Source organism: Streptomyces sp. NPDC055099, from assembly GCF_053607685.1.
This window is the reverse complement of sequence record NZ_JBSGUA010000001.1, coordinates 671,303-693,904: the sequence shown is the minus strand read 5'-3', so window position 1 is coordinate 693,904 and position 22,602 is coordinate 671,303. Positions and strand designations below refer to the sequence as shown.

The window sequence follows — 22,602 nt, the reverse complement described above, 5'->3', positions numbered from 1 at the left end:
GTTCAGCCCGTCCGGCGTTTGAGGACGAACTCGGCGAAGCCAAGGGGTGGGGTTGGGGAAAGCCCCGCAGGGAGGGCTTACAACAACCCGGCCCCCGCCAAGAACTTCCCCACCCGCTCAACCTCCCCGGGGCCCAGCGGAACCTGTGGCTCCGCAGTAGCGGGGCAGGCAATCACGCCCCGTAGGTGCAGCGCCGCCTTGAACGCGCCCAGTGCGGAAGAGCTGGCCCCCATCCGCCCCGCATCCCCCACCCGCACCATCCCGAAAAGCCCGCACAACCGCTCCTGCTCGGACCGGGCCCGCACCCAGTCCCCCTCCCGGCAGTAGCGGTACAGCCGCGCATAACCCTCGGGGTCCACGTTCCCCAACCCCGGCACCACCCCGTCCGCACCCATCGCCAGCGCCGAGTCCACCGTCGTCTCCGAACCCGTCAGGACGCTGAAGCCCGCGATGTCCGTACGACGGCCCCGCGCGCCCAGGATCACCTCCCGGAAGTTCCCCTCGTCCCCGCTGGAGTCCTTCAGGCCGGCCAGGACGCCGTCCGCCGCCAGTTCCAGGATCAGCTCCGCGGGCAGTTTGGAGTGGACCGAGGCCGGGAGGTCGTACGCGAAGACCGGGACCGGTGAACGCGTCGCGACGAGGCGGAAGTGGCGGGCCATCTCCGCCGGGTGCGTGCGCGTGTAGAAGGGGGCCGTCACCACCACGCCGTCCGCCCCCGCGTCCGTGACGGAGTGGACGTGGTCAAGGACCCTCGGCGTCGCCATGTCGATCGCCCCGGCCAGGACCGGGAGCTGTCCCCCCACATGGCCCGCCACCGTCTCGATCACCAGCCTCCGCTGGGCGTCCGTCAGGTACGCCGCCTCCGACGACGAACCGAGGACGAACAGGCCGTCGACCCCGCCCGCGACCAGGTGGTCGACCAGCCTGACGAGCGACGCCGTGTCCACCTCGCGGTCCGGTGTCAGGGGCGTGCAGACGGGCGGAACGACACCGTTCAGCGGGGTGGGCAGTGTCATGGGGTCTCCCTGGGGCTCGCGTCCGTGGCGGCGGACTGGATCACTAGCTCGTGCGTGGACTGGCCGTCCGGCACGGGGTGGTGGCAGCGGTAGCGGTGCCCGGACCGCCCGGACCCCGGCGTCGACTCGACGTCCGGCATGGTGGCCGCGCAGGCGTCGTCCGCCTTCCAGCACCGCGTACGGAACGGGCAGCCGCTCGGCGGTCGTGTGGCCGACGGCACCGGGCCGACCAGCGGGATCGGGTCGATGGGGTCAAGTAGGCCGGGCGTCGCGGAGAAGAGGGCCCGGGTGTACGGATGGCGCGCTCTGTCCAGGATCTCCTGTGCCGGTGACTCCTCCACGATCCTGCCCAGATACATGGTGATGACGCGGTCGCTCATCCGCCGCACCGTCTGGATGTCGTGCGACACGAAGACCAGGGCGAGGCCGAGCCGCTCCTTCAGGTCAAGGAGGAGGTTGAGGATCTGGGCCCGCACGGAGACGTCGAGCGCGCTCGTCGGCTCGTCCGCCACCACCAGCTCCGGTTCGAGGGCCAGGGCGCGCGCGATCGCCACGCGCTGGCGCTGGCCGCCCGACAGCTGTCCGGGCAGGCCGTCGGCCAGGACCTTGGGGAGGCCGACCAGCGACATCAACTCGCGGACGCGATCGTTGCGTTGGGCCGCCGTCCCCGTCCTGTGCACGTCCAGGGGGTCGCGGAGTATCTGGCGTACGGTCAGCCTGCGGTTCAGGGCCGTGGACGGGTCCTGGAAGATCATGCCGGTGTTGCGGCCGATCGCCGTCCGGCGCTCGGCCGGTTTCATCGTCCACAGGTCGCGTCCCCGGAAGGACACCGTCCCCGCCGTGGGCTGCTGCACCCCCACGAGCACCTTCGCGAGCGTCGACTTGCCGCAGCCCGACTCGCCCACGACGCCCACCGTCTCGCCGGGCGCGATGGTCAGGTCGGCGCCGGTCAGCGCGTACACCCGCTCGCGCGAGAAGAGGCCGCCCGAGCGTGCGCGGTGCACGACGTGCGCGTCGGAGAGGGTGATCAGGTTCTCGGTGGTGGCGGTGCTCTCCGTGGTCATTTGAGGGCCTCGTTTCCCCTGGGCCGCGGCACCCGTGGCGGCTGCTGCGCCGGGTGGTGGCAGGCGATGGAATGCCGTGCCCCGCCCACGAGTTCGGGCGCCGTCGTGCGGCACACCTCGCTCGCCAGGGGGCACCGGTCCGCGAACCGGCAGCCCGCGGGGAAGTCGGCCGGTGAGGGGACGACGCCCTTGATCTGGGTCAGGCGCTGCGCCGCCGATTCGAGCGAGAGGACCGAGCCGAGCAGGCCGCGCGTGTAGTGGTGCGACGGTGCCTCGACGAGGTCCGCCGTCACGCCCGTCTCGACGATCTGGCCGCCGTACATCACCACCACCCGGTCGGTGACGTCCGCGACCAGGGCCAGGTCGTGCGAGACGAGGATCAGCGCGAAGCCCAGTTCCTCGCGCAGGCGCAGGAGGAGTTGGATGACCTGGGCCTGGACCGTGACGTCCAGGGCCGTCGTCGGCTCGTCGGCGACGATCAGTTTCGGGTCGCGGGAGAGGGCCATCGCGATCAGGACGCGCTGGCGCTGGCCGCCGGAGAGTTCGTGCGGGTAGCTGCGCAGGGTGCGTTCCGGGTCCAGGCCGACCAGTTCGAGGAGTTCGACCGCCGTGCGGCGCCCTCCCCTTCGTACGACCTGTTTGAGCTGGGAGCGGACCGTCATCGCGGGGTTGAGGGACGACAGGGCGTCCTGGTAGATCATCGCCATGTCGTGGCCGAGGAGCCGTCTGCGGACGCGCATCGGCATGCCGAGCAGCTGCTCGCCGTCGAAGGTGACCCGGCCGCCGATGCGGGCGCCCTTGGGTTCCAGGCCCATCACGGTCAGCGCGGTGAGCGACTTGCCGCAGCCCGACTCGCCCACCAGGCCGAGGACTTCGCCGGGCCGGACGTGGAAGCTGATGCCGTCGACGATGTCCACGCCGCCGTGGCGGGCGTCGAAGCCGATGGTGAGGTCGGAGACCGTGAGCACCGGAGCGCCCTCCGGCAGCGGGCGCGCGCGTGAGCGCAGGCGCTCGGCCGCCTCCGTCAGGCCCGGCAGTTCGAGGACCTTGCCGCTGCCCGGCTCGGGCGCTTCGAGGCGGTCCTCCTTGCGGGCCTCTCCCGGCACGTCGCGCGTCGCGGGCGCCGCCCACGCGTCCGACACGCCCTCGGAGAGGATGTTCAGGGCGAGGACCGTGATCAGCATGAGCAGTCCGGGGAAGACCGTCGCCCACCAGCCGCCGAGCAGCACCATGTTCTTGCCGTCGGCGATGACGCTGCCCCAGGACGGGTCCGGTGGCCGCACGCCCGCGCCGATGAACGACAGCGAGGCCTCGAAGACGATCGCCTCGGCGACCTGCACCGTGCAGAACACCAGGATCGGCGCCGCGCAGTTGATGGCCACGTGCTTGATCAGGATGTGCGGGGTGCGGGCCCCGACGATGCGTTCGGCGACGACGTAGTCCTCGCCGTACTGATCCATCACGTTCGCGCGCACGACCCGTGCGATCGGTGGGGTGAACAGGAACGCGATGGCGCAGATCAGTACGAGGATGCCGCCGCCGAAGACCGCCACGAGGACCGCCGCGAGCGCGATCCCGGGGAACGCCATGACGACGTCCAGGCACCGCATCAGCGTCTCGTCGACCGCCTTGCGCGAAGTCGCCGCGATCGCCCCGAGCGCGGCCCCGACGATCAGGGCGAGCAGCGTCGCCCCGAGCCCGATCGCGAGCGACCAGCGCGCCCCGTACATCAGCCTGCTGAGGATGTCCCGGCCGAGGCTGTCCTGCCCCATCCAGTGGTCGGCCGTCGGGTGGCCCGTGCCGTCGGCCTGCGGCTGCTGGTCGAGCGGGTCGTGCGGGGCGAGCAGCGGCGCGAAGAGCGCCACGAGGACGACCACGCCGATCACGCCCACCGCGACGCGCGAGAGCACGGGCAGGCGGCGCAGGGAGCGCAGCCGGATGCCGGGCCGCGAGAGGCGCTCGGCCAGGGCCTTGCGCGACGTGATCATCAGGCGGTCCCCCTCAGACGCGGATTGACCAGCAGATAGAGGATGTCGAGGACCAGGTTCACGACCACGAATCCGACGGCCGTCGTGATGACGACCCCTTGTACGACGGCCGGGTCGCCGTTCTTCACGGCGTCGATCATCAGCTTGCCCATGCCGGGCAGCGAGAAGATCGTCTCGATGACGACGGCGCCGCCGAGCAAATAGCCCACGCGCAGGCCGAGCACGGTCAGCGGGTTGATGAGGGCGTTGCGCAGGACGTTGCGGCCGACCACCACGACCGGTGGCAGACCGCTGCCGATCGCCGTCCGCACGTAGTCCTTGTCGAGTTCCTCGACCACCGCCGTGCGGATGATGCGGGTGAGCCCGGCCGCCACCGGCAGGGAGAGCGCGAGGGCTGGGAGGGTCATCGTCTTCAGCCAGCCGGTGAAGGAGTCACCGGGGTTGACGTACCCGCCGGTCGGGAACCAGCCCGCCTCCACCGCCAGGTACTGGATCATGAGCAGCGCCAGCCAGAAGCCGGGCGCCGCCACACCGGTCAGCGAGATGACGCGGATCAGCTGGTCCGGCAGCCGGTCGCGGTAGATCGCGGCGGTCACACCGAGCAGCAGCGAGATGACCACCGCGATGCCGAGCCCCAGGAACGTCAGCTGGAGGGTGAGCGGCAGCGCGGTGGTGACCTGTTCCATCACCGGCGAGCGGGTGAGCACGCTGATGCCCATGTCGCCCTGGACCAGATCGCCGACGAACGCCGCATAGCGCACCGGCAGCGGATCGAGCAGGCCGTTCTCCTCGCGGAACTCCTGCAGTTGCTCCTCGGTCGGATTGGCGCCCTGGAAGAACGCCGACGCCGGGTCGACGTCCGAGAACCGCATCACGAGGAAGACGAACAGGACGATGCCGAGCAGCAGCGGGACGAGCAGGACCAAGCGGCGGACCAGGATTCGGAGGACCGCGATCACGTCGCCCACTTCGCCTGGAGCAGGTTGATCCCCGGGTAGGGCTGGGCCTTGACGCCGGTGAGCTTCTTCGGGTCCCAGGCGGTCATCAGCTCGTTGTGGACGACCGGATAGATCACCGCCTGCTCGGCGACGGTGTCGATGTAGTCCTGGACCATGGCCTTCTTCTTGGCCGCGTCCGGCTCGCGCGTCGCCTGGTCCATGTCCTTGAAGAGCTTCTTGGCCACGGCGTTGTCCGCCCAGCGCGCGTAGCCCATCCACAGGTTCTCGGGCCCGTAGTTGTAGTGCATGATCAGGTCGGGGTCGATGCCGAACTGGTTGGGATTCGATGCGGCAGCGACGACCTGATAGTCCTTCTTCTGATCCATCTTGGTGAAGACGGCCGTGGTCTCCTGCGGGTCGAGGGTCGTCTTGACGCCGATCGCGTCCCACGAGGCCTTGATGGTCGGCAGGCAGTCGACGATCCAACTCACGTTCACCGCCATGAGATTGATCGACAGATCCTTGACCCCGGCCTCCTTCAGGAGCTTCTTCGCCTTCTTCGGGTCGTACGCGTAGACCGTCTTGGCCGGCCGGTAGGCGGGGTTGGACTCGTTGAGAAAGGAGGTGGAGGCCTTCCCGTGCCCCTTCAGGGCGACCTGGATCATCTTCTCGGTGTCGATGGCGTAGTGGAGCGCCTGCCGCACGCGTACGTCGTCGAAGGGCTTGTGCGCGGTGTTGAACATCAGGAACAGGTTGTTCATCCCCGCCCCGCCCTCGACGGTGAGCCCGCCCTTCTTGAGCTGCTCGATGTTGGCGTAGGGGATGTTGTCCGAGATCTCCGAGTCCGCGCTGCCACCGGAGATCTTCGCGACGCGGGGTGCCGCGTCCACGATGGTCAGCCAGTTCATCTTCTTGAAGGCGGCCTTGCGGGGGCCGTTGTAGTCGTCGAAGGCCTCGAAGGTGGTGTTGGACTTCGGGGCGTGCGACGCCTGCTTGTACGGGCCCGAGCCCACCGCCTTGCCCTTGGTCGCCTCGTCCCAGGCGCCGGGCTTGGAGAAGACGTGCTTCGGCATGATCTTGGCGAGGGAGAGGCGTGCGAGCCCGTCCGGGAAGGGGAACTTCAGGATCAGCTCGACGGAGGTCGCGTCGACCTTCTTGACCTCCTTCAGCCAGCTCTCGAAGAAGCCCTTGGCCAGGGTCTGCGTCTTGGGGTCCAGGATGCGGTCGAAGACGAACACCACGTCGTCGGCGGTCACGGGCTTCCCGTCGTGCCACTTGGCGCCGGGCCGCAGCGTGAACTTCCAGGTGGTCGCCTTGGCGTCGGTGGGGATCTCCGTGGCGAGCGCGGCATACGGCTCGCGGGTGATGGGATCGGTGTTCAGCAGACCCTCGTAGATGTGCTCGTTGCCGGCCATCGCGAAGGCGGACGCGGTCTGCGTCGGGTCCCAACTGCCGTCGTTGCCATAGCCGATGACGGCGGTGAGCGTGGAGTCGCCGCCCTTGCCGCCCCCGTCCCCGGCCTCGTTCGTGGACTCGGGTCCCGAGCAGGCGGAGAGCGTGGTCGTGATGGCGGCGGCGCCCAGCACACCGGTGTACTTGAGGAAGGTCCGACGGTCCGGTGCGGGTCCGGTGTGTGCGGTGGAGCCGTTCGGCTCGGTGGAGCCGCTGCTGGTCTTCTGGTCGCTCACTGTGTCTCCCCTTGCTCCCTTGAGAGATCCCACGTCCTACGTCGTGGTGGCGTGGCGACCATAGGAGCGCCGCGAGGGCCGGTCAAGAGATCGCGCACGGATCCGAATCCGGCCCGTCCCGAACGATGTTGGCCCGGAGGTGGGACGTGGGATGTCATCCGTGCCTACGATGTGCCGCATGCCTCAGGAGCCAGTCCGCGAACGGCGTGCGGGCAGCCAAGTCCAGCGCGCCGTCATGCAGTTGATCCTCGACAGAAGACTTCGGCCGGGCGCGCTGCTGCCCACCGAGGCCGAGCTGATGGAAGAGCTGGGGGTCAGCAGGAACTCGGTGCGTGAGGCGCTGAAGGCACTCCAGGCCCTGGACATCGTGGAGATACGACACGGCTACGGGACCTACGTGGGCCAGGCCTCCCTGACACCGCTGGCCGACGGGCTCACGTTCCGTACGTTGGTGCAACTGGCGGACGACACCCATGCGCTGGCGGAGATCCTCCAGCTGCGGGAGGTCCTCGAGGAGGGCCTGGTGCGGCGGGTGGCGGTGCTGCTCACGGACGAGGAACTGAGCCAACTGGAGGCGCTGGTCCGCAAGATGGAGGAGTCGGCGGGCTCGGGCGCCGCCTTCCCCGAGCTGGACCGCGAGTTCCACGAGACGCTCTACCGCTCACTCGGCAACGAACTGGTGCCGCAGCTGCTCGGCGCGTTCTGGAACGTCTTCAACCGGGTGGCGGGTGTGCGGGGGTGGGCACGTGACCCCGCGCCCGACGTGACGGTGAGCAGACACCGGGACATCGTGACGGCGCTGCGGGCGCGGGACGTGGAGCGGGCCCAGCGGGCGATGGCGGATCACTTCCGGGGGATCGAGGCGCGGGCGGGGCAGGAGTCGAGGGGTGTGGGGTGAGACTAAGTCACTTCTATGACCGGGTTGCGTCGCTGGGGTACGGCGGCGACTACAACCCCGAGCAGTGGGGTCCAGAAGTGCACGCCGAGGACACCGAGCTGATGCGCGAGGCGGGGGTCAACCTCGTCACGCTCGGGATCTTCTCCTGGGCGAAGACGGAGCCGGCCCCGGGCGCGTACGACTTCACGTGGCTCGACGGCCACATGGACCGCCTGGCGGAGGCGGGCGTCGCGGTCAGCCTGGCGACGATGACGGCGTCCCCGCCGCCGTGGCTGACGCGCCTGCACCCCGCCACCCTCCCGGTGACGGAGGACGGGGTGCGCCTGCACCCCGGCTCGCGCCAGCACTGGTGCCCGTCGAGCCCCGTCTACCGCACGCACGCCGTACGCCTCGCGGAACGCCTGGCCACGCGCTACGGCGAGCACCCCGCGCTCGCGCTCTGGCACATCGGCAACGAATACGGCTGCCACATCTCACGCCACTGCCACTGCGAGGTGTCGACGGCGGCGTTCCGCAGGTGGCTGCGGGAGCGGTACGGGACGGTGGCGGCGCTCAACGACGCCTGGTCGACGGATTTCTGGTCGCAGCGCTACGGCACCTTCGAGGAGATCCACACCCCGCGCAAGGCCCCGTCCTTCCGTAATCCGGCCCAGCAGCTCGACTACTGGCGCTTCTCCTCGGACGAACTCCTCGCGTGCTACCTGGCGGAGAAGAGGGTCCTCACCCGCGTCACCCCGCACATCCCCGTCACGACGAACTTCGTCCCGGTGGCGAAGACACTGGACCTGTTCGCGTGGGCCCCGCACCTGGACGTGGTGTCGTACGACTCGTACCCCGACCCGCACGACCCGGACTCACTCCACCGCACGGCCTTCTCGTACGACGTCATGCGCGGCCTTCAGGGCGGGCAGCCGTGGCTGCTCCTGGAACAGGCGCCGGGCGCGGTGAACTGGCGCGAGCGCAACGGCAGGAAGCCGCCGGGCCGGATGCGCCTGGACAGCTGGCAGGCGGTGGCGCACGGGGCGGACTCGGTGCTGTTCTTCCAGTGGCGGCAGTCGCGCGGGGGAGCGGAGAAGTTCCACTCGGCGATGGTGCCGCACGGGGGCCGTCAGACGCGGATCTTCCGGGAGGTGCGGGAGCTGGGCGCGGAACTGGCGGCGCACCCCGGGCTGCTCGGCGCGGCGCCCGAGCGGGCGGACGCGGCGCTGCTCATGGACTGGCCGAGCTGGTGGGCCCTGGAACTGGACGCGCACCCGAGCGCGGACGTCACGTTCCTGGACGCGGCCCTGGCGCACCACAAGCCGCTGTACGACGCGTCGGTGGCGTGCGACGTGGTCCCGGTGGACGGGGACTTGACCCGGTACCGCTTGCTCCTGATCCCCAATCTTTACTCGGTCACGAAGGAGACCGCGGAACGAATCCGCGCGTACGTCCACGGCGGCGGCACCCTGCTCATGTCCTACTTCTCCGGAATCGTGGACGAACACGACCGCGTCCACCTCGGCGGCTACCCGGCCCCGTTCCGTGAGCTGCTCGGCCTCCGGGTGGAGGAGTTCGACCCGGGCCCGGACGGCACGTGGGCGGAGGAGATCCACCTGGAGGGCGCGGAAGCCGTGAGTACCTCCTCCGCGGGCGCCCCGACGGTGACCCGGCACCCCTACGGCGAGGGCGTGGCCTGGTACCTGAGCACGCGCCCCACCCCGAGGGAGATGCGGGAACTCCTCGACCGGGTGCGCGCGGAGTGCGGGGTGGAGCCGGTCCTGCCGGGCCTCCCGGAGGGGGCGCAGGCGCGGGCGCGGGTCACGAGGGGCGGCGAGCGGGTGTGCGTGGTGATGGATGAGCGCGGGTTGGGCGTGGAGGTGTGGGAGGGGGGCAGGGCAGCTGCAAGTAAATCCCGCCCGGGTGCACGTTGACGTGGGATTTCGCTGCAGATGAGCGACCTGCGGGGGACGTTAGCGAGGCGTTAGTGAGACGGCGATAGATCACCAGCGGCGGCGGACAGTCTTGTTCTCACGAGCCCGCAACACCGCACAGATCGGGAAGACCATGTCGCACTCCACCCTCCTCCACGTCCGCAAGGCCGCAGCCGCCGTGGTCATCACCGTCGCCGCGTTCGGACTCACCGCCTGCCAGAGCAGCGGAAACGACACCTCGTCCTCGTCCGCCCCCTCCTCCGCCTCCGAGGCCGGGAAGTCCGGCGGTTCCGCCGAGACCGGCGAGACGGACAAGACGGGTGCGGACTCCGCCGCCAACAAGTCGTCGGGCACGCCGGCCAAGTCCGGCAAGAGCTGCACCGACCAGATCAACTACGCGGGTGACCCGCGCTCGAACGCCGAGATCAACAGCATCGGCGCGGACACGGGCACCTGCCCCACCCCGGAGAAGGGCGACAAGCCCTCGGGCACGCCCAACAAGCCGGGCGTCAGCTGCACCGACCAGATCGACTACGCCGGTGACTCCCGCTCGAACGCGGAGATCAACAGCATCGGCGCGGACACCGGCTACTGCCCGCCGGTCAAGAAGTAGTAGAGCGCGGAGAGACCGAACCGCTCCTCCAGCCAGACGAGATACTCCCCGTGTGCCGGGCTGTGCTCCTCGTCGACGTCCCGCTCCTCCTGCGAGAGGTACCACTCGTGGTCGATGGCGAGCAGACGGAGCAGCTCCCGCAGGCCGGAGGCCACGACATCGAGATCGCCTTCGTCACCGAAGAGGATGACCGGCAGCGTCGCGAGATCGGCGCAGTCGTCGCAGCGCCACAGGGCGTAGAACGACCCGGACCCGGTGGCCTGCGCGAAGGGCACGAGCCGGTCGAGGCGGGCCCGCAGCTCCGGGGAGTCGGGCAGGCCCAGCCACTGGAGGACGGACGCTACTGGCCCCCACTGACAGTGCGGGACCACACCGTGCGGGGCGAAAAGGCGAGGCGGTGAGTGGTGGGATGCGGCTACGTTGCCGCCATGCCCGTACTTCAGCGCCTGCGTCCCGATCACGCTCCCGCCCTGCTCGCCTTCGAGCGCGAGAACCGTGGCTACTTCGCGAAGCACGTACCCGACCGTGGTGACAGCTACTTCGCCGAGTTCGATGCGCGGCAGGCCTCCCTGCTGGCCGAACAGGCCGCCGGGACCTGTCACTTCCACGTGCTGGTGGAGGTGGAGGGGGAGGGGAGCAAAGTGGTCGGGCGCGTCAATCTCGTTGACGTCGCGGACGGTGAGGCCGAACTCGGGTATCGCATCGCCGAGAGCGCGACGGGGCGTGGGCTTGCCACGGATGCCGTACGGCAGGTGTGCGGGCTCGCCGCCGGCGACTACGGGCTGCGTTCGCTGCGGGCGGCGACGGACGTGGACAACGCCGGGTCGCGGGCGGTGCTCGTGCGGGCGGGGTTTGTTGTCGTGGGGGAAGTGGATGTCGACGGGCGGGGGCGAGGGCGGGGGCGGGAGCGGCGGGCCGAGGTGCGCTATCGCCGTGCCCTGGACGCTGGTTGACACATGATCCCGCCCCCGTCAGAGTCGCGTCGGTGGAGATCAGGGATCTGAGCGAGGCCGAGCGTCAGGTGTGGGAGGCGTTCCCGCTGGGGCGGGGCGTCGACTTCCGGGAGCGGCACAGGGAACCCGCCGATTCCGGCGCGGACTGGGGCCCCGAGCGGACCGTACGGGCCGAGGTGTTGCGCGCTCTGCTGATCGACGGGCCTCGCCAGGAGGGGGAGACGCCTGTCCTGCGGCTGCATGGTGCGCGTATCACGGGCAAGCTCGACCTTGAGTACGCGGAAGTCGCCGGGGCGATTCACCTGTGGTCCTGCTACTTCGACGGAGAACTGGACCTGTACGGGGCGCAGTTGCGCCAGCTGAATCTGGGCTGGTCCGTCTTCCCCGACCTGTACGGCACGGGCTTACGGGTCGACGGCTCGCTGCGGATGACCGGAGTCCGCGTCCGGAGAGCCATCCGGCTCGGGGGTGCGCGGATCGCCGGGGCGGTATTCCTCGACGGGGCGCGGCTGGGCGAGGGCGGCCTGTCGGACGCCTTCGACGAGCCCGTCCTCGCGCTCAATCGCGCCACCATCGACGGTGATCTCCACGCCGACGACGGCTTCACCGCCCACGGGTTGGTCCGCCTCGCGGGCGCCGTGGTCGCCGGGACCATCACCCTCAACGATACGGTTCTCAGTAACCCGGGCGGCACAGCCTTGCAGGCGGCGAACCTCAGCGTCGGGGATGATCTGCATGCGATACGGCTCACGGCTTCCGGGCGCCTCAATCTGCCGGGTGCCCGTATCCCCGGTCAGTTCAACCTGGAGGGCGCCCGGCTCTCCAACCCGGGTGGCATGGCCCTGCGCGCCAGCGTCACCGGGGGCACGTTGTGGCTGGACGGGGCCGCGCCCATCGAGGGCACGGTGACACTGCGGGGCTGCCAGTTCGATCTCCTGCACATAACCCCGGAGACCTGGCCGGACAAGGTCCGCCTCGATGGCCTGACGTACAACAGACTCAGCCCGCACGAACCCGCCGAGCGAAGGCTCCAGGTCCTGGAGCGGGACACCGAGGGCTACGTCCCCTTCGCGTACGAGCAACTCACCGCCGCGTACCGCCGTGTCGGCGACGACGCGGCCGCTCGTACCGTTCAGCTCGCCAAGCAGCGGCGCCACCGCACCACCCTGCCCTGGTACGCCAAGGCCTGGGGGTATCTCCAGGACCTCACCGTCGGCTACGGCTTCCGGCCTACGCGTGCCGCGGTCTGGCTGCTCTCGCTGCTGCTGGTCGGCTCCGTCGCGTACGCGGTGCGGGAGCCGGTGGCGCTGAAGCCGAAGGAAGCGCCGGAGTTCAGTGCCGTGTTCTACACGTTGGACCTGCTGCTGCCGATCATCGACTTCGGCCAGGAGCATGCGTATGCCGCGCGGGGGGCGTGGCAGTGGTTCGGGTACGCCCTGGTCATCATGGGCTGGACCCTCGCCACGACGATTGCCGCCGGCATCACGAGGGCGATCAGTCGGCAGTGAGGTGGGGTTTCGCTGCGGGCCGGTGGGGGCTGGTCGCGCAGTTCCCCGCGCCCCTACGGGACGCTCACCTCGGGTGGTCTCCCACGTTCCCCACAAACGCCGCCCACGCTTCGGCGCGGATCAGTAGGGCGGGGCCCTGGGGGTTCTTGCTGTCGCGGACGGGAACGACGCCGGGGACTCCTTCGGCCACCTCGACGCAGTTGTCGGCTTCGTCGCCGCTGCTGTAGCTGCTCTTGCGCCAGCGCATGTCGCTCAGGTCGTACTCGCGCATCGCTTGTAGTCCTCCACCGCCGATTTGATCAGGGCCAGGGACGCCTTCGGCGACAGCGCGACGGCCCTGAGCAGATCGTAGGACGCCTTAACCTGCGCCACCACTGCTGGTTCGTCCAGCAAGTTTCCCGAAGCCACTCCCTCTGTATAGACAGTTGGCGGCGCGTCCTCGAACTCCATGAGCTTCATCATCTTGCCCATCCTCGGGTGAGCCCCGGCGTCGTATGGGATCACTTGCACAAGCACCTTGCGCTCCTCCGCCATTGAAGCGAGGTGGGTCAGCTGTGCGGCCATGATGGCGGGGTCGCCGACCAGTATGCGCAGCACCGTCTCGTGCACGATCACCCAATACACGGGCCTTGTAGCGTCATTGAGGATCTTGGCTCGGTCCATGCGAGCCCTGATCAGTTCCTCCAGGTACTCGTTCGAGGCGAGAGGGTTGCTCGCCACACAGAGTGCTCGGGTGTAGTCGCGGGTCTGGAGAAGTCCGGGGATCAGCGCGGGTTCGAACTCGCAGAGCTTCGTGGCCAGCCGTTCCAACTCCACGGCGTGGGCGAAGTACTCGGAATACGGCTGATCCTTGATGAGCGTGCGCCACATCCGCTCGAAAAAGCCATCGGTTTGTAGGACCTCATCGATCCTCTCCGCCACATCCAACTGCGGTTTCCGAATGGCCTGTTCGAATTGGCCGACGTATCCACCGGAAACGAAAACCCGCACCCCCAGCGCCGACTGCGTGAGCCCCGCATCCTCGCGCCGTCTCTTCAGCTCCGCGCCGAAGAACTCCCAGGCCGCCTGACGTGAACCATTGGCCATGGCCAACCGCCCTTCGCTGCCCCGCAGTTGTAGGAGACAGACTCCTGACGAGTCTAGGTGGATTCCGTCACCGTAGGGATGCGAAGAGTGAGATCCGACGGCAAAGGGGAGCCACCCGATGGGTGAGAAGAAGGCGCACGCGCCGGTATGCGTCGAGGACGCGGAGGAGACCATGAAAGAATTGCGCACCGCACTCGCGCGGGCGGGAATTACTTTGCCGTCATTGCGGATCGACCCCACATCTTTGGCTCGGGAGGCGCCCTGCCCGATCATCGAATTGGGGGGATGCCGGGTCGAGACGGCGGCCCGGCTGGTCGCCGCGCTGGGGGTCGCGCCATGAATCTGTACCTTCCCGTCGGCGCGTACGCCGTGGACACCCGTACCGGACAGGTCGGCAGGGTCATGGGGCACGAGGGGCCGTACGTGCAGCTCCGCCCCTTCGGCGGCGGGCGGGAGTGGGACTGCGCGCCGGACGCGTTGCGGACCGCCACGACGTCCGAGCGGCTGAGGGCGGCAACGGCCTATGCGAATGCCCGGAGCCGGGGGGAAGTGCCGTGACGTAGGGTGCGGCGCCATGGCCATATGGAAGTGGAGCAAGCCGAGGGTCGAGTCGAAGTACCCGAGACCGCTCACCATGCATCAGCTCTGGATGGTTTCGTTGAGCGCGCCGGTCAGCCGGGACAAGGACGCGTCCCGGACGACCCTGTATCCGTTCACCCGCATCGACGACGGCAAGGCGCGGAAGTGGCTGGCCGAGCAGTGGGAGATCACCGCGCCCGAGCAGTTGCTCGGGCGCCTGAGCGGGCTGGCGAGCACCGGTTATCGCGCCATGGCGCAGAGGTCCATCGGCGTCGCGCCGCTGGCGTGGGACATCGCGCTCTATGTGGACATCTCACGGCGCGGCTTCGCCTGCGGGATGCTGAGTGAGGCCGATACCTGGAACCGGCTCAAGAACGTCGTGCCGACGGTGGTGGGGACGTACTCCTCCTGGGAGGAGTACGCCGGCCACTACCTCCTGGGGAGGAAGGTCTGGCGGGACAGTCTGCAGGGCACGCAGGACGCGGACTTTCCCGCGCCGCAGGCCGCCTCCGACGCCCACCTGCGCAACCTCCTGGACCCGGCGAACCGGTCAAGCGCGTGGAACCTCGCCCCCTGGGAAGCGATCAGCCGCCCCGACCAGGCGCGCCCTGCCCGCTGAGCGGACCCGACGCCCGAAGGGGCGCGGGGAACTGCGCGACCAGCCCCCACCGGGCCGCGGGCTGATCACCGCACTCCTCAGCGGAGCGTCTAGTGTTGCGTCGGCTTCGACTGGGTCAGCTCGCTCGGGCGCACGATGACGTATCCCTCGCCGCGCAGCATCAGCTGCACCGCCTCGCCGGAACCGCCCCTGATCATGGAGCCGACGGACTGCGAGCGGTGCAGCGAGGTGTCCAGGTTCGCGGTCCAGCCGACCACCGCGTCCGTGTCCACGTACACCGGCTGCTGCGGTGACACCGGGATCACCAGCGGGTTGCCGTCGCAGACCAGGCCGAGCTGGCCGGCTCCGGTGAAGACGCTGTTGAAGAGGCCGCCGCCGGTGACGCCCGCGCCCTTCACCGTCTTTATCTCGTACGAGAGCGTCGCGTCGAAGCACAGGACGTTGCGGCCGTTGACGGTGAGGACGTCGCCCGGCTCGATGTCGACGACGAAGCAGTTCTGCGCCTCGTGCGCGAACCACGCCTCTCCCTGGCCGCGCACCGCCATCAGCGGGAGACCCTCACCGGTCATGGCCCGCTTCAGCATGCCGCCCACGCCCTGGCCCTTGCGCTCGAACTGGAGGTCGCCGCGGTAGGCGATCATCGCGCCCTGCCGTGCGTGCATCTCGCCGTTGACCGCGTACTTGATGGACTTGGCGTTCTGCAGGGTCATCCCGGGGACGACGGACTGCTGCGCCATGTGCTCCGTGGAGAACAGCTCACTCTTCATGCGGGCATTTTGGCAGGCGTGACTGAAATGACCAGGGGGCAGGACGGGTCGGTGCGACCCTGGTCCCGGTCCGGTCCGGTCCCGGTCCGGTTCCGGTCCGGTCCTGGCTCCGGTGCGACCCCGGCCACGGCTGTCGGACCCGTACGCGAGAATGGGGCCATGAGTCTGTTCCGTGATGACGGCATCGTGCTGCGCACCCAGAAGCTGGGTGAGGCGGACCGCATCATCACGCTGCTCACCCGCGGCCACGGCCGGGTCCGCGCCGTAGCGCGCGGCGTGCGGCGCACGAAGTCCAAGTTCGGGGCACGGCTCGAGCCTTTCTCCCATGTGGACGTGCAGTTCTTCGCGCGCGGCAGCGAACTCATCGGACGCGGGCTGCCGTTGTGCACGCAGAGTGAGACCATCGCTCCGTACGGTGGTGGGATCGTCACGGATTACGCGCGCTACACCGCCGGCACGGCCATGCTGGAGACGGCGGAGCGGTTCACCGATCATGAGGGCGAGCCCGCCGTGCAGCAGTATCTGCTGCTCGTGGGCGGCCTGCGGACCCTCGCCAACGGCGAGCACGAGCCGCACCTCATCCTCGACGCGTTCCTGCTCCGCTCCCTCGCCGTGAACGGGTACGCGCCCAGCTTCGACTCCTGCGCGAAGTGCGGGCTGCCCGGGCCGAACCGGTTCTTCTCCGTCGCCGCGGGCGGCTCCGTGTGCGTCGACTGCCGGGTGCCCGGCAGCGTCGTACCCTCGATGGAAGCCCTCGGCCTGCTCGGCGCGCTGCTCACCGGAGACTGGGAGACGGCGGACGCGTGCGAGGCGCGGCATGTCAGGGAGGGCAGCGGGCTTGTTTCCGCCTATCTGCACTGGCACTTGGAGCGCGGGCTCCGCTCATTGCGGTACGTAGAGAAAACCACGTAACAGAGATCAGCTAGGTAGGAGAGAGCCCCCCATGGCACGACGCGGAATCCTCGGACGGTCCCGCCGTGAGTACAAGGTCCCCGAGCCGCACCCCTCGGGCGCCACGCCGCCGAAGATCCCCGGCGAGCTGGTGCCGCAGCATGTGGCGATCGTCATGGACGGCAACGGCCGCTGGGCCAAGGAGCGGGGGCTGCCGCGCACGGAGGGCCACAAGGTCGGCGAGGGCGTCGTCCTCGACGTGCTCAAGGGCTGCCTGGAGATGGGCGTCAAGAACCTCTCGCTGTACGCCTTCTCCACCGAGAACTGGAAGCGCTCGCCCGACGAGGTCCGCTTCCTCATGAACTTCAACCGCGACGTCATCCGGCGCCGGCGGGACGAGATGAACGAGCTGGGCATCCGCATCCGCTGGGTGGGTCGCATGCCCAAGATGTGGAAGTCCGTCGTCCAGGAGCTCCAGATCGCCCAGGAGCAGACCGTCGACAACGACGCGATGACCCTGTACTTCTGCGTCAACTACGGAGGGCGCGCCGAGATCGCGGACGCCGCGCAGGCCATCGCGCGCGATGTCGCGGCGGGCAAGCTCGACCCGTCGAAGGTGAACGAGAAGACCTTCGCCAAGTACATGTACTACCCGGACATGCCGGACGTGGACGTGTTCCTGCGCCCCAGCGGCGAGCAGCGCACCTCCAACTACCTGATCTGGCAGTCCAGTTACGCCGAGATGGTCTTCCAGGACGTGCTGTGGCCGGACTTCGACCGGCGCGACCTGTGGCGGGCCTGCCTCGAATACGCCGGGCGCGACCGCCGCTTCGGCGGGGCGATCCCGAACGAGGAAGAGATCGCGAACAGCTGACAGCCAGCAGCTGACGCAGACGCACTGTGGGCCCGCACCGAAGCCGGTGCGGGCCCACAAGGCGTTCAGGCTACTTCTGCGCGCACTCCGCGCACGTGCCGAAGATCTCGACCGTGTGCGCCACGTTCACATACCCGTGCTCGGAGGCGATGGCCTCGGCCCACTTCTCGACCGCCGGGCCCTCGACCTCGACCGCCTTGCCGCACACCCGGCAGACCAGGTGATGGTGGTGGTCGCCGGTCGAGCAGCGGCGGTAGACCGACTCGCCCTCGTCCGTGCGGAGCACGTCGACCTCGCCGGCGTCGGCGAGAGACTGGAGCGTGCGGTAGACCGTGGTCAGGCCCACCGAATCGCCCTTGTGCTTGAGCATGTCGTGCAGGTCCTGCGCACTGCGGAACTCGTCCACCTCGCCCAGGGCCGCCGCCACAGCGGCGCGCTGCCGGGTGGATCGGCCTCGTACCGGGGGTCCCGCAGCTGTTGTCACAGGTGCCTCCTCAACTGACTCGACTGAAAACTCGCACGATCGCCCGCACATCTGTCATATCCCGTCGGGCCATTGTGCCAGCTCGCTCTCAGACGGTGACCTCGTCCGCCGGGCGCCGTGCGCTCGGGACGTCCGCCGTGCAGGTCGCCTCCGCGGCGGTCGCCGCCCGCGCCCGGCGCCTGGCCAGCGGAGTCGCGAGCGCCGTCAGGACCACGAAGACGCCGATCGCCATGAGGACGATGGTCGCCCCGGGCGGCACGTCCTGGTAGTACGACGTGACCGTGCCGGACAGCGTCACGGCGGTGCCGATGACCACCGACAGGATGAACGTCACCTTGAACGAGCGGGTGATCTGCTGGGCCGCGGCGACCGGCACCACCATGAGCGCGCTCACCAGGAGCAGGCCCACGACGCGCATCGCGACGGTGACCGTGACGGCGGCGGTGACCGCGATCAGCAGGTTCAGCGCCCGCACCGGAAGCCCCGTGACCCGCGCGAACTCCTCGTCCTGGCTCACCGCGAACAACTGCTTGCGCAGGCCGACGGTGACGAGCACCACAAAGGCCGCGAGCAGGCAGATCGCCGTGACATCGGAGTCCGAGACCGTCGAGAGCGAGCCGAAGAGGTACGAGGAGAGGTTCGCGTTGGAGCCGGTGTCCGAGAGGTTGATCAGCAGGACACCGCCCGCCATGCCGCCGTAGAAGAGCATCGCGAGGGCGATGTCACCGCGCGTCTTGCCGTACGCCCGGATCAGCTCCATCGTCACCGCGCCCACGACGGCGATCAGCGTCGCCATCCACACGGGGCTCGAATTGAGCAGGAAGCCGAGGCCGACGCCCGTCATGGCGATGTGACCGATGCCGTCACCCATCAGGGCCTGGCGGCGCTGGACGAGGTAGATGCCGATGGCGGGGGCCGTGATGCCGACGAGGACGGCGGCGATCAGCGCCCGCTGCATGAATTCGGTCTGGAAGATTTCCATCATCAGGTCAGCAGTCCCGTGCGGATCGGCTCGTGCTCGTCGGCCGAGTGCGGATGTACGTGGTCGTGGCCGGGCAGCGCGTGCTGTCCCGTGGCCTTGGGCGGCGGGCCGTCATGGGTCACGCAGCCGTCGCGCAGGACGATGGCGCGGTCGATCAGCGGCTCCAGGGCGCCGAGCTCGTGCAGGACGAGCAGGACCGTCGTGCCGGCCGCGACCTGCTCGCGCAGGGTCTGGGCGAGGATCTCCTGGCTCGCCAGGTCGACGCCCGCCATCGGCTCGTCCATGATCAGCAGCTCGGGCTCGGAGGCCAGCGCGCGGGCGATGAGCACGCGCTGGTGCTGGCCGCCGGAGAGGGCGCTCACGGAGTCCTTGGCGCGGTCGCCGAGGCCGACGAGCCCGATGGCCCGGTCGACCGCCGCGCGGTCCGCCTTGGTCGTCAGGCCGAGCCTCGTGAGCTTCGTACGCGAGAGGCGGCCCGCCGAGACGACCTCGCGGATCGTCGCGGGGACACCGCTCGCGGCCGTGGTGCGCTGCGGTACGTAGCCGATGCGGGCCCACTGCCTGAAGCGCTTGAGGGGGGTGCCGAAGAGGCTTATGCCGCCGCCGGTCAGGGGGACTTGGCCGATGACCGAGCGGACGGCGGTGGACTTGCCGGAGCCGTTCGCGCCGAGCAGGGCGACGACCTCGCCGCGCCTGACGGTGAGGTCGATGCCGCGCAGCACCGGGCGCGCGCCGAGGGTGGCCGTGGCCGCCCGCACGGATATGACGGGCGGGGCGGACCCCGCTCCCTCCGTGGCTTCCGTGGCTTCCATGGCGTGCGCCTCCGATGCTGCCGCTAGCGGTTCTTTCACTTCGCGCCGAGTGCCTTCTCCAGGGCGCCGAGGTTCGACTCCATGACCTCGATGTAGTCATCGCCCTTGGACTTGCCCGTAATTCCCTCGAGGGGGTCCAGGACGTCCGTCTTGAGGCCCGCGTCGTTCGCGAGGGTCTTGGCGGTCTTGTCGCTGGCGAGGGTCTCGAAGAACACCGTGGAGACCTTGTCCTCCTTGGCGATGTCCTGGAGCTCCTTGATGCGGGCGGGGCTCGGGTCCGACTCGGGGTCGATGCCGGAGATGCCCTCCTGGTCCAGGCCGTAGCGCTCGGCGAGGTAGCCGAAGGCGGAGTGCGTGGTGATGAAGGTCTTGGTCTTGGTGTCCTTCAGGCCGCCCTCGAATTTCGTGTTCAGCGCGTCCAGCTTCTCGACCAGGGCCTTCGTGTTCTTCTTGTACGCCGACGCGTGGTCCGGGTCGGCCTTCTCCAGCGCCTTGCCGACACCCTCGGCGACCTCGGCGTACTTCACCGGGTCGAGCCAGACGTGCGGGTCGGCACCGGCTTCGCCTTCTTCGTGGCCGTGCTCTTCCTCGGCGTGCTCATCGGCGTGCTCTTCGCCCTCGTGGTCGTGGTCGTGGCCGACGCCCGTGCCGTGCTTCTCCAGCTTGGTGAGGGTCGCGGCATCCACGGTGTTCTTCACGCCGGACTGGCCGATGGCGTCGTCGACGGCGGGCTGGATGCCCTTGAGGTAGAGGATGACGTCCGATTCGCCGAGGGTGGCGGTCTGCCTCGGGCTGAGCTCCAGGTCGTGCGGCTCGACACCCGGCTTGGTCAGGGTGTCCACGGAGACGTGCTTGCCGCCGATCTCCTGGGCGAGGTACTGCATGGGGTAGAACGACGCCGTCACGTTCAGCTTGCCGTCGCCGTTCTTGTCCGCGGCGCTGGAGGAGGAGCAGGCGGTCAGGGCGGTGAGGCCGAGGACCGTGGCGGACGCGAGGGCGGCGGTGGGTATCAGGCGACGTACGTTCATGACACTCATTTTCAACAAATCTGGAAACGATTGTCAACTAGCGGTTGGGACCGGGATGGACCGGTATCCGATTTGATTAGGGGGGTAAGGCCGCCGGTAACCTGAAGCATTCGCCCGCCCGTCTCCCGACCTCCGCCCCTCAACGAGGCGCTTCGCGCCGCACATCCACATTCCACCGTCGTAATGAAGAGAGCACCGTGGCCGCCGACAAGATCGACAGCATCGTCAGCCTGAGCAAGCGCCGTGGCTTTGTTTACCCGTGCAGTGAGATCTACGGCGGCCAGCGTGCCGCCTGGGATTACGGGCCGCTCGGCGTCGAGCTCAAGGAGAACCTCAAGCGCCAGTGGTGGCGCTACATGGTCACTTCGCGCGAGGACGTAGTCGGCATCGACTCGTCGGTGATCCTGGCCACGGAGGTCTGGCAGGCCTCGGGTCACGTCGCGACGTTCTCCGACCCGCTGACCGAGTGCCTGTCCTGCCACAAGCGGCACCGCGCCGACCACCTTGAAGAGGCGTTCGAGGCCAAGCACGGCCGTCCGCCCGAGAGCCTGGCCGAGGTCAACTGCCCGCACTGTGGCACCAAGGGCCAGTTCACCGAGCCCAAGCAGTTCTCCGGCATGCTCTCCACGCACCTCGGCCCGACGCAGGACAGCGGCTCCGTCGCCTACCTGCGCCCCGAGACCGCGCAGGGCATTTTCACCAACTTCGGCCAGGTCCAGCAGACCTCGCGCAAGAAGCCGCCGTTCGGCATCGCGCAGATGGGCAAGTCCTTCCGCAACGAGATCACGCCCGGCAACTTCATCTTCCGGACCCGCGAGTTCGAGCAGATGGAGATGGAGTTCTTCGTCAAGCCGGGCGAGGACGAGAAGTGGCAGGAGTACTGGATGGAGCAGCGCTGGAACTGGTACACCGGCCTGGGCCTGCGCGAGGAGAACATGCGGTGGTTCGAGCACCCGAAGGAGAAGCTCTCCCACTACTCGAAGCGCACCGCTGACATCGAGTACCGCTTCCAGTTCGGCGGCAGCGAGTGGGGCGAGCTCGAGGGCGTCGCCAACCGCACGGACTACGACCTCTCCGCGCACTCCAAGGCGTCGGGCCAGGACCTGTCCTACTTCGACCAGGAGGCCGGCGAGCGCTGGACTCCGTACGTCATCGAGCCCGCGGCCGGTGTCGGCCGCACGATGCTCGCGTTCCTCCTCGACTCCTACATCGAGGACGAGGCCCCGAACGCCAAGGGCAAGCTGGAGAAGCGGACGGTCATGCGCTTCGACCACCGCATCGCCCCGGTGAAGGTCGCGGTGCTTCCCCTGTCGAGGAACCCGGAGCTGTCGCCGAAGGCCAAGGGCCTGGCGACCGCCCTCCGCCAGAACTGGAACATCGAGTTCGACGACGCGGGCGCCATCGGCCGCCGCTACCGCCGCCAGGACGAGATCGGCACGCCGTACTGCGTGACGGTCGACTTCGACACCCTGGACGACAACGCGGTCACGGTCCGCGAGCGTGACTCGATGAAGCAGGAGCGCGTCTCCCTCGACCAGATCGAGGGCTACCTCGCCTCGCGCCTGGTGGGCTGCTGACGCTGCCGCCGCTCGGCCGTCGGCTGAGTGAGGTCGGCTGAGTGAAGGTTGAAGGAAGGCCCCGGTTCCGCACACGGAACCGGGGCCTTCTGCTGCACACTGTTCGCCATGCCTTCGATGACCACGAGCAAGGTCAGCAGATGGGACCAGCACGGGCGCGCCCATGTGGTGCACGTGCGAAAGGCGGGTGTGCAGCGGCAGTTGACCTGCGACACGTGCGCCTGGAAGAAGCGGGTGCAGTTCCTGCCGTGGCTCAAGGCCGAGGAACACCTGGCGGAGGAGCATCAGGCGACGGTGGACCCTTCGGTGCCGTGACCTTCGGTT

The 22,602-nt window shown here is 69.0% G+C and carries 25 protein-coding genes; 12 read left to right on the top strand and 13 right to left on the bottom strand.

The features are described from left to right. Nucleotides 1–77: 77 nt before the first annotated feature. From ACWFRU_RS03130 to ACWFRU_RS03110, 5 genes are read right to left on the bottom strand one after another with little or no spacing between them, the layout of a single operon-like run. Entirely contained in the window at nucleotides 78–1,016 is a 939-nt protein-coding gene (locus ACWFRU_RS03130) for a dihydrodipicolinate synthase family protein (RefSeq protein WP_453684090.1), read from the bottom strand. After that, the gene (locus ACWFRU_RS03125) at nucleotides 1,013–2,080 is read right to left on the bottom strand and encodes an oligopeptide/dipeptide ABC transporter ATP-binding protein (protein ID WP_453684088.1); all 1,068 of its coding nucleotides are present in this window, start codon (nucleotides 2,078–2,080) and stop codon (nucleotides 1,013–1,015) included. The genes ACWFRU_RS03130 and ACWFRU_RS03125 overlap by 4 nt, the downstream gene beginning before the upstream one ends. After that, nucleotides 2,077–4,068, bottom strand: coding sequence for a dipeptide/oligopeptide/nickel ABC transporter permease/ATP-binding protein (locus ACWFRU_RS03120; protein WP_453684086.1), 1,992 nt, complete (start codon nucleotides 4,066–4,068; stop codon nucleotides 2,077–2,079). Before ACWFRU_RS03120 ends, ACWFRU_RS03125 begins: the two co-directional genes overlap by 4 nt. Continuing rightward, nucleotides 4,068–5,027, bottom strand: a complete 960-nt coding sequence (locus ACWFRU_RS03115; protein WP_453684084.1) for an ABC transporter permease — start codon at nucleotides 5,025–5,027, stop codon at nucleotides 4,068–4,070. Before ACWFRU_RS03115 ends, ACWFRU_RS03120 begins: the two co-directional genes overlap by 1 nt. Further along, nucleotides 5,024–6,592 (bottom strand): ABC transporter substrate-binding protein, encoded by a 1,569-nt coding sequence (locus tag ACWFRU_RS03110; protein ID WP_453684518.1) that lies wholly within the window; start codon nucleotides 6,590–6,592, stop codon nucleotides 5,024–5,026. Before ACWFRU_RS03110 ends, ACWFRU_RS03115 begins: the two co-directional genes overlap by 4 nt. 271 nt (nucleotides 6,593–6,863) lie before the next feature. Here ACWFRU_RS03110 and ACWFRU_RS03105 point away from each other — a divergent pair, with 271 nt between their 5' ends. From ACWFRU_RS03105 to ACWFRU_RS03095, 3 genes are all read left to right on the top strand, one after another. Beyond that, nucleotides 6,864–7,592 (top strand): FadR/GntR family transcriptional regulator, encoded by a 729-nt coding sequence (locus ACWFRU_RS03105; protein ID WP_453684516.1) that lies wholly within the window; start codon nucleotides 6,864–6,866, stop codon nucleotides 7,590–7,592. Next, nucleotides 7,589–9,505 carry a beta-galactosidase gene (locus tag ACWFRU_RS03100; protein ID WP_453684083.1) on the top strand — a complete coding sequence of 639 codons (1,917 nt, stop codon included), beginning with the start codon at nucleotides 7,589–7,591 and terminating at the stop codon, nucleotides 9,503–9,505. The genes ACWFRU_RS03105 and ACWFRU_RS03100 overlap by 4 nt, the downstream gene beginning before the upstream one ends. Nucleotides 9,506–9,638: 133 nt before the next feature. Further along, a complete protein-coding gene (locus ACWFRU_RS03095) occupies nucleotides 9,639–10,118 on the top strand; it encodes a hypothetical protein (protein WP_453684081.1) in 480 nt (159 codons plus the stop codon). Here the strand turns inward: ACWFRU_RS03095 and ACWFRU_RS03090 are convergent. Further along, nucleotides 10,094–10,579 (bottom strand): hypothetical protein, encoded by a 486-nt coding sequence (locus ACWFRU_RS03090; protein ID WP_453684079.1) that lies wholly within the window; start codon nucleotides 10,577–10,579, stop codon nucleotides 10,094–10,096. The genes ACWFRU_RS03095 and ACWFRU_RS03090 overlap by 25 nt on opposite strands. On the opposite strand from ACWFRU_RS03090, the gene ACWFRU_RS03085 reads away from it, so the two are divergent. Both ACWFRU_RS03085 and ACWFRU_RS03080 read left to right on the top strand, forming a co-directional pair. Next, the gene (locus ACWFRU_RS03085; protein WP_453684077.1) at nucleotides 10,547–11,071 is read left to right on the top strand and encodes a GNAT family N-acetyltransferase; all 525 of its coding nucleotides are present in this window, start codon (nucleotides 10,547–10,549) and stop codon (nucleotides 11,069–11,071) included. The two genes, ACWFRU_RS03090 and ACWFRU_RS03085, sit on opposite strands and share 33 nt — an antisense overlap. A gap of 32 nt (nucleotides 11,072–11,103) precedes the next feature. Then, nucleotides 11,104–12,579, top strand: coding sequence for a membrane-associated oxidoreductase (locus ACWFRU_RS03080; RefSeq protein WP_453684076.1), 1,476 nt, complete (start codon nucleotides 11,104–11,106; stop codon nucleotides 12,577–12,579). A 64-nt stretch (nucleotides 12,580–12,643) separates the two neighbouring features. Here the strand turns inward: ACWFRU_RS03080 and ACWFRU_RS03075 are convergent, their stop codons facing one another. Both ACWFRU_RS03075 and ACWFRU_RS03070 read right to left on the bottom strand, forming a co-directional pair. Further along, nucleotides 12,644–12,850: a DUF397 domain-containing protein gene (locus tag ACWFRU_RS03075; RefSeq protein ID WP_453684075.1), complete on the bottom strand. Its 207-nt coding sequence runs from the start codon at nucleotides 12,848–12,850 to the stop codon at nucleotides 12,644–12,646. Continuing rightward, complete coding sequence (locus ACWFRU_RS03070; RefSeq protein WP_453684073.1) at nucleotides 12,832–13,665, bottom strand: helix-turn-helix domain-containing protein; 834 nt, start codon at nucleotides 13,663–13,665, stop codon at nucleotides 12,832–12,834. Before ACWFRU_RS03070 ends, ACWFRU_RS03075 begins: the two co-directional genes overlap by 19 nt. 118 nt (nucleotides 13,666–13,783) lie before the next feature. Here ACWFRU_RS03070 and ACWFRU_RS03065 point away from each other — a divergent pair, with 118 nt between their 5' ends. The 3 genes from ACWFRU_RS03065 to ACWFRU_RS03055 are packed head-to-tail and all read left to right on the top strand — an operon-like array spanning nucleotide 13,784 to nucleotide 14,863. Beyond that, entirely contained in the window at nucleotides 13,784–14,005 is a 222-nt protein-coding gene (locus ACWFRU_RS03065) for a hypothetical protein (RefSeq protein ID WP_365817152.1), read from the top strand. Continuing rightward, a complete protein-coding gene (locus ACWFRU_RS03060) occupies nucleotides 14,002–14,223 on the top strand; it encodes a hypothetical protein (RefSeq protein ID WP_365817154.1) in 222 nt (73 codons plus the stop codon). Before ACWFRU_RS03065 ends, ACWFRU_RS03060 begins: the two co-directional genes overlap by 4 nt. Nucleotides 14,224–14,239: 16 nt before the next feature. Next, nucleotides 14,240–14,863, top strand: coding sequence for a DUF1266 domain-containing protein (locus ACWFRU_RS03055; RefSeq protein ID WP_453684070.1), 624 nt, complete (start codon nucleotides 14,240–14,242; stop codon nucleotides 14,861–14,863). An 89-nt stretch (nucleotides 14,864–14,952) separates the two neighbouring features. Here the strand turns inward: ACWFRU_RS03055 and ACWFRU_RS03050 are convergent, their stop codons facing one another. After that, entirely contained in the window at nucleotides 14,953–15,630 is a 678-nt protein-coding gene (locus tag ACWFRU_RS03050; protein ID WP_453684068.1) for an AIM24 family protein, read from the bottom strand. 159 nt (nucleotides 15,631–15,789) lie between these two features. Between ACWFRU_RS03050 and recO the strand changes: the two genes are divergently transcribed. Together recO and ACWFRU_RS03040 are read left to right on the top strand one after the other, a co-directional pair. After that, a complete protein-coding gene (gene recO, locus ACWFRU_RS03045) occupies nucleotides 15,790–16,542 on the top strand; it encodes a DNA repair protein RecO (RefSeq protein WP_453684066.1) in 753 nt (250 codons plus the stop codon). 31 nt (nucleotides 16,543–16,573) lie between these two features. Then, entirely contained in the window at nucleotides 16,574–17,395 is an 822-nt protein-coding gene (locus tag ACWFRU_RS03040; RefSeq protein WP_365817162.1) for an isoprenyl transferase, read from the top strand. 70 nt (nucleotides 17,396–17,465) lie between these two features. Here ACWFRU_RS03040 and ACWFRU_RS03035 read toward each other — a convergent pair whose 3' ends face one another. The 4 genes from ACWFRU_RS03035 to ACWFRU_RS03020 are packed head-to-tail and all read right to left on the bottom strand — an operon-like array spanning nucleotide 17,466 to nucleotide 20,701. Then, nucleotides 17,466–17,930: a Fur family transcriptional regulator gene (locus tag ACWFRU_RS03035; protein ID WP_249590014.1), complete on the bottom strand. Its 465-nt coding sequence runs from the start codon at nucleotides 17,928–17,930 to the stop codon at nucleotides 17,466–17,468. Nucleotides 17,931–17,967: 37 nt separating this feature from the next. After that, nucleotides 17,968–18,861: a metal ABC transporter permease gene (locus ACWFRU_RS03030; protein ID WP_453684515.1), complete on the bottom strand. Its 894-nt coding sequence runs from the start codon at nucleotides 18,859–18,861 to the stop codon at nucleotides 17,968–17,970. Between the two features lie 2 nt (nucleotides 18,862–18,863). Further along, complete coding sequence (locus tag ACWFRU_RS03025; RefSeq protein ID WP_453684064.1) at nucleotides 18,864–19,673, bottom strand: metal ABC transporter ATP-binding protein; 810 nt, start codon at nucleotides 19,671–19,673, stop codon at nucleotides 18,864–18,866. Nucleotides 19,674–19,708: 35 nt separating this feature from the next. Further along, nucleotides 19,709–20,701: a metal ABC transporter substrate-binding protein gene (locus ACWFRU_RS03020; RefSeq protein ID WP_453684062.1), complete on the bottom strand. Its 993-nt coding sequence runs from the start codon at nucleotides 20,699–20,701 to the stop codon at nucleotides 19,709–19,711. A gap of 197 nt (nucleotides 20,702–20,898) precedes the next feature. On the opposite strand from ACWFRU_RS03020, the gene ACWFRU_RS03015 reads away from it, so the two are divergent. Together ACWFRU_RS03015 and ACWFRU_RS03010 are read left to right on the top strand one after the other, a co-directional pair. Continuing rightward, nucleotides 20,899–22,278 carry a glycine--tRNA ligase gene (locus ACWFRU_RS03015; RefSeq protein ID WP_363208595.1) on the top strand — a complete coding sequence of 460 codons (1,380 nt, stop codon included), beginning with the start codon at nucleotides 20,899–20,901 and terminating at the stop codon, nucleotides 22,276–22,278. A gap of 108 nt (nucleotides 22,279–22,386) precedes the next feature. Then, the gene (locus ACWFRU_RS03010; protein WP_453684060.1) at nucleotides 22,387–22,593 is read left to right on the top strand and encodes a hypothetical protein; all 207 of its coding nucleotides are present in this window, start codon (nucleotides 22,387–22,389) and stop codon (nucleotides 22,591–22,593) included. Nucleotides 22,594–22,602 lie beyond the last annotated feature (9 nt).

Coding starts and splice junctions, on each gene's coding strand:
- ACWFRU_RS03130 (WP_453684090.1), bottom strand. CDS start 1,016: ATGACACTGCCCACCCCGCTGAACGGTGTCGTTCCGCCCGTCTGCACG.
- ACWFRU_RS03125 (WP_453684088.1), bottom strand. CDS start 2,080: ATGACCACGGAGAGCACCGCCACCACCGAGAACCTGATCACCCTCTCC.
- ACWFRU_RS03120 (WP_453684086.1), bottom strand. CDS start 4,068: ATGATCACGTCGCGCAAGGCCCTGGCCGAGCGCCTCTCGCGGCCCGGC.
- ACWFRU_RS03105 (WP_453684516.1), top strand. CDS start 6,864: ATGTGCCGCATGCCTCAGGAGCCAGTCCGCGAACGGCGTGCGGGCAGC.
- ACWFRU_RS03095 (WP_453684081.1), top strand. CDS start 9,639: ATGTCGCACTCCACCCTCCTCCACGTCCGCAAGGCCGCAGCCGCCGTG.
- ACWFRU_RS03085 (WP_453684077.1), top strand. CDS start 10,547: ATGCCCGTACTTCAGCGCCTGCGTCCCGATCACGCTCCCGCCCTGCTC.
- ACWFRU_RS03075 (WP_453684075.1), bottom strand. CDS start 12,850: ATGCGCGAGTACGACCTGAGCGACATGCGCTGGCGCAAGAGCAGCTAC.
- ACWFRU_RS03070 (WP_453684073.1), bottom strand. CDS start 13,665: ATGGCCAATGGTTCACGTCAGGCGGCCTGGGAGTTCTTCGGCGCGGAG.
- ACWFRU_RS03065 (WP_365817152.1), top strand. CDS start 13,784: ATGGGTGAGAAGAAGGCGCACGCGCCGGTATGCGTCGAGGACGCGGAG.
- ACWFRU_RS03060 (WP_365817154.1), top strand. CDS start 14,002: ATGAATCTGTACCTTCCCGTCGGCGCGTACGCCGTGGACACCCGTACC.
- ACWFRU_RS03055 (WP_453684070.1), top strand. CDS start 14,240: ATGGCCATATGGAAGTGGAGCAAGCCGAGGGTCGAGTCGAAGTACCCG.
- ACWFRU_RS03050 (WP_453684068.1), bottom strand. CDS start 15,630: ATGAAGAGTGAGCTGTTCTCCACGGAGCACATGGCGCAGCAGTCCGTC.
- recO (WP_453684066.1), top strand. CDS start 15,790: ATGAGTCTGTTCCGTGATGACGGCATCGTGCTGCGCACCCAGAAGCTG.
- ACWFRU_RS03040 (WP_365817162.1), top strand. CDS start 16,574: ATGGCACGACGCGGAATCCTCGGACGGTCCCGCCGTGAGTACAAGGTC.
- ACWFRU_RS03035 (WP_249590014.1), bottom strand. CDS start 17,930: ATGTGCGGGCGATCGTGCGAGTTTTCAGTCGAGTCAGTTGAGGAGGCA.
- ACWFRU_RS03030 (WP_453684515.1), bottom strand. CDS start 18,861: ATGGAAATCTTCCAGACCGAATTCATGCAGCGGGCGCTGATCGCCGCC.
- ACWFRU_RS03025 (WP_453684064.1), bottom strand. CDS start 19,673: ATGGAAGCCACGGAAGCCACGGAGGGAGCGGGGTCCGCCCCGCCCGTC.
- ACWFRU_RS03020 (WP_453684062.1), bottom strand. CDS start 20,701: ATGAACGTACGTCGCCTGATACCCACCGCCGCCCTCGCGTCCGCCACG.
- ACWFRU_RS03010 (WP_453684060.1), top strand. CDS start 22,387: ATGCCTTCGATGACCACGAGCAAGGTCAGCAGATGGGACCAGCACGGG.